Consider the following 14,287-nt stretch of genomic DNA (forward strand, 5'->3'; position numbering starts at 1 on the left):
GAGCTTCCTGCTTTAACGATTTTGAACCAATTTAGCTCTTCTTCTAATGATTGCATATATGGATATACCAGCTACTGCCAGTACTGCACCTATGATTAGAAGATTGTAATAATCTGTAGCAGTGTCTGGAAGGACAGAATCATTACCGCTATTATTATTAGCTGATACTGACACAAGTTGGACATTGCTTCCCTTTTGTCCACTTGGATTCCTTTTGTCATCCCCGGAATTATTATCTGTATTTGTGCGCCCTGGAATATTTCCGTTATTATCTGACGGATGAGAAGCTACAGGATTTTCTTCACTATCTCCATCAATTGGATCGGTGTCTCCTGGTGTTTCTTCATTATCTCCGTCAGTTGGATCCGTGTCTCCTGGTGTTTCTCCATTATCTCCATCGGATGGGTCTGTGTCTCCAGGTATTTCTCCGTTATCTCCGTCAGACGGGTCCGTGTCTCCTGGTGTTTCTCCATTATCTCCGTCGGATGGGTCTGTGTCTCCAGGCGTTTCTCCATTATCTCCGTCAGATGGGTCTGTGTCTCCTGGTGTTTCTCCATTATCTCCGTCGGATGGATCTGTAGGCGTTTCTGTATCATCCTCTTTGGCTCCCTTTATAAAAGTCCAAATATCAGATACAGCACTGCCTGTATAATCATCTGTTGCAACAGCATACCAAGCGTATTCGTTGCCTTCCTCAAGCCCTTGCCACTCGATTTCCGCTGTCTTGCCGCTTTCTATATTTTCCTGCTTGCCAATTTCATCATCTGTATAAACATTGACGGCAAAATAATCTGTTGCGACTCGTTTCTTCTCTGCTTCAAGATCCATATTGATAATAAGCTCATCCTTGCCTGGATATTCTGCAGGATCATAGAAATTATAATCGTCTAGATATGGTGAATATGTGTTAACAATTATCCGGTTATTATCCTGATCAAAGTGCAGCAGCTTTAAGTAGCCTTGCCCGCCTTCTGGACCTCCTTGATAATCACCAAGCATCTGATACACTTCTCTATCAGCTGTTCCATCACCATTATCGTCCACTTCACTGATAAGTGTTTCTGAATCATGGTAATGACCGCTTAGCACTGCAAGCACATTTTTATTTGGTTTAACAACTTCTTCGTAAATCTTATCACCAATCGGACTTCTGTTACCTGATACTAGTAAATATTCATGGAAGTTCAAAATTGCCTTGCGATTTGGATATTGCTTAAGAACGTTGTTCATCCAGGCAATGTCCTCATCATCGACACCCCAGCCCATATACAGCATAATAAAGTCGTTTCCACCAGCTGAGATTAAATCATAATGTCCGCGATTGTTTTTGTAGGAATTGCCATAATAGGATTTGCTGCTGAATCTGTCAGCACCGAACCATTTATAGTATTCATTGTAATCATTCGACAATTGGTCAACATCATGGTTTCCTGCCAGCACTCCATATGGAATATTGTTATCATCCAGCACCTGCATATATTCATCTGCATATTGCCATTGCTGTACCTTGTCTGATTCATCAACAAGGTCTCCAGTATGGAATACATATTTTATCTTCATTTGCTCCTTCATTTCTGCAATCCATTCTGTCTGGCGCTTGAAAATATACGGGTAACTCTCTGAATAGTATTGTGTATCTGACATCCATACAAACGTATAATCATAATCATCCGGTGTGCTTGGAATTTCATCCTGGATAATTACACTGATTTTGGAATCCTTCGCGAATTCCTTTACAGATGCGTCTGCTTTTAATTCAAAGTCAGCATTGCCAGCAATTTTATATGTGAGCATTTTCCATTTGTTCTCACTAAAGCTCCATGCATACATGGATACCTTTCTGCCCTCAAGCGACTTTCCGCTCCATGCAAGCTCGACTCTGTCATTTTCACCTACTGATGGGTCTAGTTCAACATCAAAACGATGATATGGAAATTGTGTATCAGAGTCTGTTGTTAAATACTTTCCATCAAGGCTTGAAACGGTGTTTATTTCCTCTTCAGTAAGAGCTGCTTCTCCAGCCGGTTTTTGCTCTGTAGGCGGCTCTGTGTCGCTTGCATGCTTGTATGCAGTCACATTGCTGCTTTTCGCTGAGTACTTGAATCCCTTATAAAAAGTAACATTCAGTTTGTCATTAGTTGGATCTGCAACCTTTACCTTTAAAAGCGGGTTGCCTTTGATGCCGTCAGCAATATCTGCAGGAGATACAAGCTCAGGCTTAGTTGGGTTCTCATCATTGACAGTAAAGGAAACCTGTCTATTTGCAATATTTCCAGCCTTATCTGTCGCGGTGATTGTTAAAACATGCTCACCAGGAGAAAGCTTGGAAGATGCTGTCTCATATGGAACCTCTATTACTTCATCGTCAAGCATTGCCTGGAACGATTCCATTCCAGCTAATTCATCACTTGCAGTGGCGTTGATTGTAAAGGCGCCTCTGTATTCTTGTTTTTTCATATTTGTGTCAATAACAGGTGCTGTATTGTCAACCATTACTGAAACAGATGCTTCATTCTGGCCATCCTTAGCACTAATTGTATGCTTCCCGTCTGAAACAGTTTTGCTGTCCCAATTATAGGCCGCAGCACTTGTCTGCTCACTAGTCAATGTGAAATGAAAGTGCTCAAATGGACGGTATGTTCCGTCGTCACCCATATCATATATCTTAGCAGGATCACTCTTTTCGGGATCTCTGATAATAGTGCCATCAGCTAGAATAAGTCTGACATTGCGCAGAGAATAATCATCCCTATTTTCTTCACTCTCTTCCAATTGGAATGGGGAAGATTTATTGCCAGCGCGAACGGTAATTTCATTTATGCCCTGCTTCAGTTTGTCAGCGTCAATCGGAATCGTAAAGGTTTTCCAATAAGACATATTATCTTTATCCAGTAGCTGGATGATTTCATCACCCATCGTGATGGCGTTTTTGAAATACATATTCAGTCCGCTAATATCAACAGCTAAATATGCTTGCGTTTCTAAGGATGGATTCATTGCCTCTGACAATTCTTTTCCATCAATGAAAAGCTTCACTTTTTTTGCATCATGACTATTAGAGGTTCCTTTCAGCAGAACATTGCCGCTGACAGTGCTGCCGTCCTTTACATTAATTCGCAGCTCTTCTGTATTTTCTGGATTGTTTATCTTGATTTTGTGATTCTCTGTCTTCACTTCATTTATCCCATCAGATGCTGTCAAATAATATTCAACATACTCTTTGGCAATAAAGTTAGCAGCATAAATGGTCGTTGTATACAGATTATCATTGCCATCCTTTTTAAGAAGGAGACGCTCATATTTCTGTTCACCATTTGTGCGATAATAAACAGCTACTGTTTTTACCCCGTTATTGTCATTTGCTTTAGCAGAAACAGTAATATCCTCTATTCCAGTTTCTTTCAGTATTGTCGTATTTTCTATTGTTGGCGGTGTTGTATCTTCTTCCAACTGAACAGACTTACCAGGTACTTGATTTGCTTCCACACTTCCTGGAGTTCCTTGCTTTTCACCACTGCTTATCTTAATAGATGTTGTGGAACCATCTTGCGGATATTTGTACAATATCCCCTTGTTTGCAACAGTATCATCCACCTCAAGGACATCATTATAGTAGGCTACATTGAGTTCCTCTTGTGTGTTTGTGGCTATTGCCACTCCTCTTAAGCCACTGTTTGCCATTCCATCACTTTGGATGCGGACAATGTCTTTGTTCTCAACAAGACTAGTACCGTAGTTAGCATTAAAGTCAGCAACTGTCTTATCTCCATTGGCACTGTTAATAATCCAGAAAACCAATGTCCCTTTTGCAGGAATGACAACATCCTCAGGAATAGACGGCCAGACGACATCACTTGCAGGATCTGCCCCATACCTGTATTGAATCTTGTAATCTTTAAAGTTTACAGGTTTATTTGTATTGTTATAAACTTCAATGAATTCATAACCATCTGCAGAGTTGACATTTGAGCTGTCTGGCACCAATTCCGTTACAAATAGCTTTGGCACCTTTGCATAATCTACATCCGCTTTTTTGATTGCTACTGTATATTTGTCGGTTTCCGCTTTGTTGACTCCATCACTTGCTTCAATATAGTAAGTAAGATTAGAATCAACGTCTTCTGCAGGAATAATCGCCTTAAACTTACCCTTTTCCTTTGTGTCCTCTGTCATGGACAAGGAGATATAGTCTTCCGTTGATTCAGACTTGTAATACAATGTCGCAAATGGATCAGCCTTATCATCAGTCACAACTGCCTCTACGGCAATATCTGCGAAGGCTTCCCCATTACTCACTGCCTTATGGCTAATGGCTGGAGCCTTTGTATCTTCTGTTTGTTCAGGAAGCACTGCTGGTTTGGTTGGCACCTGTCCTTGCTTCAGACTGCCTGGAGTAGGATCTGCAAGCACCTCAAGCTTTGCCATCACTGTCCCGCTTTTCGGGAATTGATATTGAATAACTTTTCCATCATTATTATTCTCTGTTCCTAAGTAAGACGCAGAAACAAGCTCATTTCCGCTTCGATCCTTAATAACGACTGCCCTGTTGCCACCATTAGCAAATCCAGGGAAAGCATCTGTGAAAGACAACAGGCTGTCCTCTGTTAAACTTGTACCAAACTGACTGTTAAAATCAGCAAGTGGTTTTGCACCATTATTGAACCAAAGTACAACGGTTGTTTGCGGTTTAATGACTGCGTCTGGCACTTTAAAATTAACATCTTCCCTGCTACCATCTGTATATCGATAGGCAAAAGAGTAATTAGTCAAAGGCAGCGGCTGATTCGAATTATTATAAAGCTCGATATATTCATAGTAGTCTGTTCCGCCACCTTGCGAGTTCGGAGCCAATTCTGTTACAAGAAGCGGTATGGAGCTATATGTATCTTCCTGTTTGTCTACTTCAATCACATATTCCTCTGTTTTCGCTGTTGTACTTCCGTCTGTCGCCTCCAAGTAATAATGGATATTCTTTACAACAGCTTCTTCTGGAATAACAGCAGAAAAACCAGTATTACTGCTGGAATTCTTGCTCATAAGCACAGATTGATAAGTGTCATTTCCTTCTTGTTTATAATGAAGAGTTGCTGATGGAATCTTTGCATTATCTGTGATAGTTGCTTCAATTTTAATAGATACAGCATGTTTACTGCTTTTGATTGGGCTATGTGAAATTTGCGGTGCTTCATTATCGACAACAGGAGCATCAATCTCTACTTGCTTAGCTGGAACTTGATCATCCAGAATGGAACCTGGTGTTGGAGCTGCCTTTATTTGCAGCTTATCCATAATTGTCCCGCTAGCTGGATAGCGATAAGCAACTGTTAATCCTGTATTATCTGTTTCTCCAGGCATGTAATTCGCTGAGATGATTTCATTTCCTGCAAGGCTTTTAATAACAACTGCTCTATTTCCACCATTTGCAAAACCTGAAAAATCGCCTTTAAACGAAGTGACCTGACTATCACTTAAGGATGTTTGAAAATGCTTGTTAAAATCGCTGATGCCCAACTCATCCTTATTAAACCAGATGACTTGTGTTTGCCCTGAAGCAACAGACGTATCAGGCAATTGAAGAAGCTTATCAGCTTGACTTTTGTCTGTATATTGATAATAAAATGCATAGCTTGCTAGATTGAGAGTTTGATTTGTATTATTATATACCTCAACATACTCATATAAATCAGTACCCTTTGAATCTGGTGAAATCTCTGTTATCAATAGCTGTGGGTACTTGCTGAAATCTTCTTCAGCCGTTTCCTGTTGTTGCTCCTTCTTTTCCTCCTCCTGCTGAGATTCCTCTGCAGGCTGTTCTGGCTGTTCTGGCTGCTTTGCCTCTTCTTCTGTTTGAGACTGTGTTTTCGTTTCTTCTTTCAAATCTGTGGAAGAAGACTTATCTTCCTCTTTTGTTTCTGTTTGTTCTGGGGGCTGTGTTTCTTTTGTCTCTTCTGGCGAATCACTTGCTGGTAAAGTTTGCTCCTTTTCAACTGTTTCATTAGAGCTGTTTGCCGTTTCTGATTCCCCGTCAGATGCTGACGGAGCTTGCTGAGGATCTAAAGGTTGTGCTGCATAAGATACTGAAGGTCTACTGCTTGTAAAGATAGTAGAAAAAAAGAATACAACCATGAGTACAAGTAACATCCATTTCTTACTCGTCTTTCTCCCCTTGCGACTAATCATATTTGCCTCCTCTGCTTATTCAAATGCCACCCTCGTCCATCATAATAAAAAGTTTTTAAACTGCTTTTAACAATTTGTGAATAATTGTTAAGAAAAGGGGATATATGTAAACGAATTGTGAGAATTATTGTCCCTCCAAAACAGAAAATGGATAAATCCCATGTCCCGTCAGCGTTATTCCTTATTTACAAAATGTAAACAAAAAAATTACATAATTCAGATAGTTACACCATAGTAGAAAGTTATCCTATTTATAGATTTATACATATAGAGGAGGAACAAGAGGAAAAATGAAGCTACCAAAAAAATTAAAAGGAATTTCCGCATTATCACTAACAGGCTTAATGTTGTTTTCTGCCTACCCATCCATCACACTTGCTGAAAGCAGCTTAGATGTGAAAAAAATTGCCAGTTACAGTACAGGCATTACGGATGAGGATGGCGGCGTTGCAGAAATCGTCAAATACAACAAGGATAATGAGAAATTTTATGTCATTAATGGAAAAGCCCAGACAATTGATGTTGTAGACCTGTCAGGTTTATACTCCACAGAAGTACAGAACCTGCAAAAAGAAAAGTCGATTAACATAGCCGATGTAGTCAATTCAGACTCCTTTCAATACGGAGATTTAACGAGCATAGATATTAACACAGATAAAAAAATTATTGCTGCAGCTGTTCAAGAGGCTGATTATACGAAAAACGGACGAATCGTTGTCATGAACTATGATGGAGAAGTTCAGGAAACATTTGAAGCAGGTGTACAGCCTGACATGGTTAAGATTTCAGCTGATGGGAAATACATCCTGACTGCAGACGAAGCAGAGCCAAGACAAGGACTTGAAAATGGAGTGGATCCAGAAGGTTCTGTGACTATCGTTAATTTTGATACGAAAGTTGTAAATAAAGTGAAATTTGATGATACAAGTGTGATTGATGAGGATGTACATATCCGCAATGGAGGAACAATAGCTGATGCTGTCCGTGATCTTGAGCCAGAATATCTTGCTTTAAACAAGGATGCAAGCAAGGCTTATGTAACATTGCAAGAGAATAATGCAGTTGCCGCAGTTGATGTAACAACAGGCAAGGTATTATCTGTTAAATCATTAGGATACAAAGACCACTCCTTAAAAGGAAATGGCCTTGATGCAGCCCGTAATGACAAAATTGAAATTAAGCAATTACCGATTTTAGGTGCATATATGCCTGACTCCATCGCACAAACAGAAATCGGCGGTGTTGAATATCTCCTTACAGCAAATGAAGGTGACGCGACAGAGTGGGAAGAATTTGTTAATATCAATGACTTCAAAAAAGTCAAAGATTCTATTAATTTAGATACTTCCCTGTTTAAAGGCTTTACGAATGAAGAGGCAGAAGCAGCCTTTCAAGAAATGAAGGACTCAGGAGACTATGACAAGCTGGAAGTGCTGACAGACAGAGGCACAGACGCAATATATACACTTGGCGGCCGCTCATTCTCCATTTGGAAAGCAGATACGATGGAACTAGTATACGACAGTGGCAGCGATTTTGAGGATATTACAGCAGCACAATATCCAGATGTATTCAACTGGTCAAATGATGACGATGTTTTTGAGAAACGAAGCGCCAAAAAAGGACCTGAACCTGAAGATGTTAAAGTCGGGCAAATCGGTAATGATCTGTATGCATTTATCGGACTTGAAAGAATCGGCGGTTACATGACCTATAATATTTCTAATCCTTCCTCTCCAACATTTGCTAACTATTTGAATACTAGAGATTTTTCTAGTGCAGTGTCAGGAGATGTGGCACCAGAAGGGCTTGAATTTATCCAAGCAGAGGATAGTCCTACAGGCAGACCTCTTGTCCTTGTCGGCAATGAGGTAAGCGGCACTGTTTCTGTTAATGAATATCAGACAGAACAGGTTATCCCAATTGAAGAGATTGCACTTACTGAAACAGAAACAGCATTGGAAGTCGGCAAAACTTTAGCCTTAACTGCTTCCGTTAAACCAGCAAACACGACAGACAGCAAGGAATTAACATGGACAAGCTCTGACGCAAGTATTGCCACTGTAAATGAAACAGGTTTAGTCACAGCTATAGCACCAGGTACTGCAACTATCACAGTGGAAACTGCTGATAAAAAGCATCAGGCAACAAGCATTATAACAGTTACAGCACCAGTTATAGCTGATGATGAAACTGATACTGATCAAGGTACAGACACAGGCACAGATGAAGACACGGAGACTGACACAAATCTTCCTGATGAAGATACATCTTCACAAGACGACCAAGATAACTCTGGTAACGAAAACAGTAATGACAATAACAGCAACGAATCTGATGATAATGTGGAGGTTGTTGAAACTGTTTCCGCAAATGATGACAATAACGACGGCAATGGCAATACACTGCCAGATACAGCAACGAGCAATTACAGCTTCTTATTGTATGGCGGTATCATTCTTGCCGGAGGCGGTATCCTTTACTTTATTGCGAAGCGCAGATTAGCATAAGTGCAAAATCCCCCTTATTCCAAAAGGGGGATTTTAATTTCTTTAATGGAAAGTCAAGTAGACAAAAAAACAGCTTAACCTGTCTCAGGTCAAACTGTCATCACTTCAAATATTTATATGTTAATCAAGTATTTTCGTCTTTAGTTGCTGTAATTTGAACTTCAGCCTTGCATTAAGCTCCAATAAGACATCCTGCTCCAAATCGATCTTTGGAAGCTTTCCGCTTGGCTTTTCCAGTAAAAAGGGACTTTTTCTTTTCTTTGATGTCATCATATTCCCCCACGCTGTTATTATAATAAGCTTAGTATATTTACTGTATAGGCAAAATATGTGTTTCTTAATCATGCAGATGAATAATATTTGTTCCTCTGGCAGTCTTGTTGTATTTTAAGTGATTGACCACTTCATCACTCTTTTCAAACAATTCCCTTGTATATAATGCTGTAGGAACATGTGGAAGAGATGATGTAGATTTTTTGACAATAAGAGGCGATTGGTTCTTTTTTCTCATCCGACCAGCTTCTCTGACTGCAGGCATCGTGTAATCTTTATCCTCCATGATATCTGTTCCTTTCCTTGTTTATACTTCTATTTTATCATCATATCCTTGAATCTTCCACTTAAAAGAGCGCCCGTTTTTACTGCTCCTTGTACCATGTGTGAATTACTGCAAGATCAATAATATAGTCAAAATCGATTTGCAGCAGCGGCTCCTTTTCCGATTCAACAGAAATGATGACAGGATGAATCAATTTCGTGAAAGGAATAAGCACTATTTTTTTGTCTAATTGCACAATTGTCTCTTCATTTAAACGGTTTAGCTGATCCTCATTCAGTTCAATTCCGAGAGTAGTCCCGACTTCAGCAGTAAAGATGCTGTCATCCTCTTTGCAGAAAACCGTAATATCCTGTCTGCACACTTCTCCATAAGCATACAGGAAATCCTCAAGGCTTATCCGGTAGTCTTCTATGTCCGTCCAATCTTGTGTTCCGAATGATTCTGTCGCAATACTGTCCAAAATCGTCGTGAACTGTTTACTTCTGCTTTTCGTCTGAATGATTACTTTTTTCATCTCATCATTAATGCTCTCTACTTCATTGATGCTTTCTACTTCTGCTACCCCGATTCTTTTTATATTCGGTGTGATAAATATAGCTAAGTCTACAAAAACAAACATAAGAGCCATCAATGCATAGCTCCTCCATTCGCTCTCCTTAAACCCTATATCCATCAGCAGCAAAATCATGCCAACAATAAACAGAAAATACCATGTTCTTCTCAGGTTTTGCTTGGATTCTCGGAAGAAAATTGGAAACGACCAGCTAATATATAACATAATAGCCGTAAATCCAATTATTAAACTCCATTTATTTCCCTGTAAAAAAGCAACAGCCTCATTGCCCCAATAATTTTTCGTCAACACTATAAGGGCGAAAACAATAAGCGGAAACGCTAACTTGATTATCAGCTTCTGTGAATCCTTTCTAATCATCATCCCTGTTTCCTTCCCCTCTTTTTTAGCAGTGATTGAAGATTGGACAAGTATTGAGCTCTAGCTGTTTAGGTTAATAATAACTTTATAGTGTTATAGTAATTCTACCAAAAATTTGGATTTATATGGAATGAAAACTGTGCTTTATATCTAAAAATACCAAAAATAGGACATATTTGCTAGATTATCCTCTAAATAGTTGATTTCACTAAAAAACAGGGAATAATATTTTCCCTGTCAGACTGAAGTAATTTGCACAAAGAGTTTGAGGATACCGAATTACAATGTTTTCTATATTTAGTTGCTGCTCTGTCCGTCTCTCTTCAACTCGTCCACATGGAGCTTTCGTAATTCAGGGGATGTGACATTTGCCTTTTCTAAAGCACTATGCATAATTTTAATGATAAGATCTGAAAATATTGGATTTGGATTAACCAGCTTAAGTACATTACATTTTCTTGTGATAAAATTGGAAAGCTCTGTATCATATACAATAAGATCATTTGATTTCATTTGTCTCAGTTCCTCATTAACTTTAAATACGGCTCTTTTAGTAAAGGAAATCATTGATACATATGTTATCCCCTTAACAGCGCTCAAAACAGCTTTAATAGCCTCTATATGCCCATAGTTTTGATTAAATGGGTTCATCATTGGAAACTTCCCATTAACACTCCAACTCTTTCGCTTGCGGTCACCGTAAATCGTTCCTTTGTAATTTTTTGTTTCTATTACAAAAATGGCATACGGAGTAAACACAATATGATCAATTTGAGAATAGCCAGATTTGGCTTTGCTGTTTTTGATAAGCAAATCGCTGAGATACAAGTAACTTTTTGGCAGCTGGTCTAACTGGATATTTATCTTATATTCTCCTAATTCACCAATTCTGTCCGCAGTAACTTTTGCTTTTATGCCCTTTTCCTGAGTCATTATTTCCACTCTTTCTCTGAATGTATGTATATATAACTATTTTACTTATTGAGTACACAAAAAACCAGTTCCCTATTTTTTTACTAGGAGCTGGTTTAAAGGAATAAAGTACATTTCATATCCTATAATATTTCCATCCATTTGTTGAATTTCATCTAGCTTCGTTCACTAATTTAGTTACTTCTTCGTTAATACCTTCCTCGACCTCTACTTCTTCTTCAACGAAACTTTTATCTGCTTTTGTTCTAGCCTGCTTCAACATTACATCAAAATTCTCAGCCGGTCTCATGTATTTACTGCTTTTCTTGTCATAATCAAATTTCGCTTGATATGCCCCAATAAAAGAATAATAATCAAAATTTGTTTTAAAATCAGTTTCAGATTTGCCGTATCCATTTAAAAAGGCAACCATTTCATCACCTTTTGATGATGGTTTATGTCCATTCAGTGTAATGAGATAAGTTTCCTTCAATTCTTCTTCAGTCAAATCAGGAAATTTCTCATCCATTCCATCTTGTTCTGCAGTAATATAACCTCCCTCCTCCAGTATTAATATTTCACTGCCTTCTAAGCTTGGATCACCATTTAACACTTGATTAATTTTAAAGGTTAGTTTTGTGTAAGGATAGCCTTGTGCAGTTTCTTTATCTATGTGCACATAATTCTCAGTAGATACCACTACTCCCTCAACTGCTATTTCTGAATCATCCACTAACTCTCTAGCATTCTCGTACTTAACTACGAATGATGCTTGAGTTTCTATAATAGTAGCATTATCTACCGAAATTTCTTTATTATTGTCTACAAGGTTTTTTTCTTCTAAAGAACTATTTGAAGTATCTTTTTGAGAAACTGATTCAGTATGATTATTCTTTTTTTCTTGCTCTTCAATCTGTGATTCGTTCCCTATGCTTCCACATCCAGTTAAAATGAACATCGATAATATCCCAAACCGTATAGACCTTAGGTTTTTCATTTTTCTTTCCTCCTAAACTATTATTCATTCCAGGAGATATTTTACGCCCGTTTTATGTAGTAAAAGTATTAATAGGATTGGACAATCAAACATGCCAAAATATATCTTATTATCTTCACATATATCTTACTGTCCTCTATGTAGAAATCTCCTTTTGTTGTTTATAATACTGGAATAACAGTAGCACTTTAATATAAATCAAATACAATCCTCTGCTCAATATTGTATTGTATCCCCTTACATTTCAGTCTATCTTATTGTCTAATAAATTCACAGACACTATGTGTTGTTTCTCTCCTATTTAATTTTACAAGGAGGATATAATTTGGAATGGCATCATGCTTATAAAGAAAAAAAGTATCGCACCATTTTCTAATAAGAAGTCTAAATAAGCTAGATGATTTGTTTCAATCTAAAAAGTAAAAGAAGCCAAAACGCTAATACATAAAAAAAGCTCCCTACTATGTAGGGAGCCTTAAATTTATACATGATACCGGTGGCCGGGGTCGAACCGGCACTCCAGAGGAACACGATTTTGAGTCGTGCGCGTCTGCCAATTCCGCCACACCGGCGTAATAAATTTTTTGGAGGCGGCAACCGGATTTGAACCGGTGATAAAGGTTTTGCAGACCTTGGCCTTACCACTTGGCTATGCCGCCTTGACAATATTGGAGCGGAAGACGGGGTTCGAACCCGCGACCCCCACCTTGGCAAGGTGATGTTCTACCACTGAACTACTTCCGCATAATGGCTGGGCTAGCTGGATTCGAACCAACGAGTGACGGAGTCAAAGTCCGTTGCCTTACCGCTTGGCTATAGCCCAATATCATTATATATTCAGCATTATCATAATTTATTACAAATATATATGGGGCGAATAATGGGAATCGAACCCACGAGTGTCGGAGCCACAATCCGATGCGTTAACCACTTCGCCATATCCGCCATAAAATTTATTTGGCAGGGGTAGTAGGAATCGAACCCACACCGGAGGTTTTGGAGACCTCTGTTCTACCTTTAAACTATACCCCTGTAATGAATGGTGGAGGGGGACGGATTCGAACCGCCGAACCCTAAGGAGCGGATTTACAGTCCGCCGCGTTTAGCCACTTCGCTACCCCTCCGACATAAATGGTGGCTCAGGACGGAATCGAACCGCCGACACAAGGATTTTCAGTCCTTTGCTCTACCGACTGAGCTACTGAGCCTTCATACTTTTAAATTATAATGGCGGTCCGGACGGGACTCGAACCCGCGACCTCCTGCGTGACAGGCAGGCATTCTAACCAGCTGAACTACCGGACCGTGATTGCGGGGACAGGATTTGAACCTGCGACCTTCGGGTTATGAGCCCGACGAGCTACCAGACTGCTCCACCCCGCGATGATTTTATGGTGGAGGATGACGGGATCGAACCGCCGACCCTCTGCTTGTAAGGCAGATGCTCTCCCAGCTGAGCTAATCCTCCATATTTGGTATGTAATAATTGGTGACCCATACGGGATTCGAACCCGTGTTACCGCCGTGAAAGGGCGGTGTCTTAACCGCTTGACCAATGGGCCATTAATAATGAGATACTGAGTGAAAATGGCGGAGAGCAAGGGATTTGAACCCTTGAGACAGGGTTACCCGCCTACACGATTTCCAATCGTGCTCCTTCGGCCACTCGGACAGCTCTCCATATAATGGCTCCGCAGGTAGGATTCGAACCTACGACCGCTCGGTTAACAGCCGAGTGCTCTACCACTGAGCTACTGCGGAATAATGGTATGCCTGGCGACGTCCTACTCTCACAGGAGGAGAACCTCCAACTACCATCGGCGCTGAGAAGCTTAACTTCCGTGTTCGGTATGGGAACGGGTGTGACCTTCTCGCTATCGCCACCAGACTTTTTTCAAGACAAGAATTATTATATCTCATCTTTTAGTGTTTTGCAACACTTTTTTAAAAGTTTTTCAAAGAATTTTATTCCCTGAAAACTAGATTATGTTGTAAGAAAAAAGCTTGAGTAATCTTTCATGTCCAGCTTCAAAAGCCTATCAATTAAACGGGCTTTTTCCGCTTTTCGTTTTAGTTAAGTCCTCGATCTATTAGTATTTGTCAGCTCCACGTGTCACCACGCTTCCACCTCAAACCTATCAACCTGATCATCTTTCAGGGATCTTACTAGCTTACGCTATGGGAAATCTCATCTC

The 14,287-nt window shown here is 39.6% G+C and carries 7 protein-coding genes, 14 tRNA genes and 2 rRNA genes; 1 reads left to right on the top strand and 22 read right to left on the bottom strand.

What is annotated here, in order from left to right:
- Positions 1 to 12: 12 nt before the first annotated feature.
- Positions 13 to 6,180: a lamin tail domain-containing protein gene (locus EM808_RS04740; RefSeq protein WP_127736574.1), complete on the bottom strand. Its 6,168-nt coding sequence runs from the start codon at positions 6,178 to 6,180 to the stop codon at positions 13 to 15.
- Between the two features lie 290 nt (positions 6,181 to 6,470).
- Between EM808_RS04740 and EM808_RS04745 the strand changes: the two genes are divergently transcribed.
- Positions 6,471 to 8,690, top strand: coding sequence for a choice-of-anchor I family protein (locus tag EM808_RS04745; protein ID WP_127736577.1), 2,220 nt, complete (start codon positions 6,471 to 6,473; stop codon positions 8,688 to 8,690).
- Positions 8,691 to 8,810: 120 nt separating this feature from the next.
- On the opposite strand, the gene EM808_RS28495 is transcribed toward EM808_RS04745, so the two are convergent.
- From EM808_RS28495 to EM808_RS04845, 21 genes are all read right to left on the bottom strand, one after another.
- Positions 8,811 to 8,960, bottom strand: coding sequence for a hypothetical protein (locus EM808_RS28495; RefSeq protein WP_164849576.1), 150 nt, complete (start codon positions 8,958 to 8,960; stop codon positions 8,811 to 8,813).
- A gap of 67 nt (positions 8,961 to 9,027) precedes the next feature.
- Positions 9,028 to 9,249 carry a hypothetical protein gene (locus EM808_RS04750; protein ID WP_127736580.1) on the bottom strand — a complete coding sequence of 74 codons (222 nt, stop codon included), beginning with the start codon at positions 9,247 to 9,249 and terminating at the stop codon, positions 9,028 to 9,030.
- Positions 9,250 to 9,328: 79 nt separating this feature from the next.
- Complete coding sequence (locus tag EM808_RS04755) at positions 9,329 to 10,186, bottom strand: type II toxin-antitoxin system SpoIISA family toxin (protein ID WP_127736582.1); 858 nt, start codon at positions 10,184 to 10,186, stop codon at positions 9,329 to 9,331.
- A 294-nt stretch (positions 10,187 to 10,480) separates the two neighbouring features.
- A complete protein-coding gene (locus EM808_RS04760; RefSeq protein WP_127736585.1) occupies positions 10,481 to 11,116 on the bottom strand; it encodes a nuclease-related domain-containing protein in 636 nt (211 codons plus the stop codon).
- Between the two features lie 151 nt (positions 11,117 to 11,267).
- On the bottom strand, positions 11,268 to 12,092 hold the full coding sequence (locus tag EM808_RS04765) for a hypothetical protein (RefSeq protein ID WP_127736587.1): 825 nt from the start codon (positions 12,090 to 12,092) through the stop codon (positions 11,268 to 11,270).
- Between the two features lie 491 nt (positions 12,093 to 12,583).
- Positions 12,584 to 12,664 (bottom strand) — tRNA-Leu (locus EM808_RS04770).
- Positions 12,665 to 12,677: 13 nt separating this feature from the next.
- Positions 12,678 to 12,751, bottom strand: a tRNA-Cys gene (locus EM808_RS04775).
- Between the two features lie 10 nt (positions 12,752 to 12,761).
- Positions 12,762 to 12,836 (bottom strand) — tRNA-Gly (locus EM808_RS04780).
- Between the two features lie 4 nt (positions 12,837 to 12,840).
- Positions 12,841 to 12,915, bottom strand: a tRNA-Gln gene (locus tag EM808_RS04785).
- Positions 12,916 to 12,961: 46 nt separating this feature from the next.
- Positions 12,962 to 13,037: transfer RNA gene (locus tag EM808_RS04790), tRNA-His, on the bottom strand.
- A gap of 13 nt (positions 13,038 to 13,050) precedes the next feature.
- Positions 13,051 to 13,124 (bottom strand) — tRNA-Trp (locus tag EM808_RS04795).
- Between the two features lie 8 nt (positions 13,125 to 13,132).
- Positions 13,133 to 13,216 (bottom strand) — tRNA-Tyr (locus EM808_RS04800).
- Positions 13,217 to 13,224: 8 nt separating this feature from the next.
- Positions 13,225 to 13,300 (bottom strand) — tRNA-Phe (locus EM808_RS04805).
- 20 nt (positions 13,301 to 13,320) lie between these two features.
- Positions 13,321 to 13,397: transfer RNA gene (locus EM808_RS04810), tRNA-Asp, on the bottom strand.
- Positions 13,398 to 13,401: 4 nt separating this feature from the next.
- Positions 13,402 to 13,475, bottom strand: a tRNA-Met gene (locus tag EM808_RS04815).
- A 9-nt stretch (positions 13,476 to 13,484) separates the two neighbouring features.
- A tRNA-Val gene (locus EM808_RS04820) sits at positions 13,485 to 13,560 on the bottom strand.
- A gap of 19 nt (positions 13,561 to 13,579) precedes the next feature.
- Positions 13,580 to 13,654: transfer RNA gene (locus tag EM808_RS04825), tRNA-Glu, on the bottom strand.
- Between the two features lie 26 nt (positions 13,655 to 13,680).
- A tRNA-Ser gene (locus EM808_RS04830) sits at positions 13,681 to 13,772 on the bottom strand.
- 6 nt (positions 13,773 to 13,778) lie between these two features.
- A tRNA-Asn gene (locus EM808_RS04835) sits at positions 13,779 to 13,853 on the bottom strand.
- Positions 13,854 to 13,863: 10 nt separating this feature from the next.
- Positions 13,864 to 13,980: ribosomal RNA gene (rrf, locus tag EM808_RS04840) — 5S ribosomal RNA — on the bottom strand.
- 182 nt (positions 13,981 to 14,162) lie between these two features.
- Positions 14,163 to 14,287, bottom strand: a 23S ribosomal RNA gene (locus EM808_RS04845); the annotation flags it as partial.

The sequence above is a fragment of the Niallia taxi genome (assembly GCF_004005475.1).
Classification (GTDB): Bacteria; Bacillota; Bacilli; order Bacillales; family Cytobacillaceae; genus Niallia; species Niallia taxi.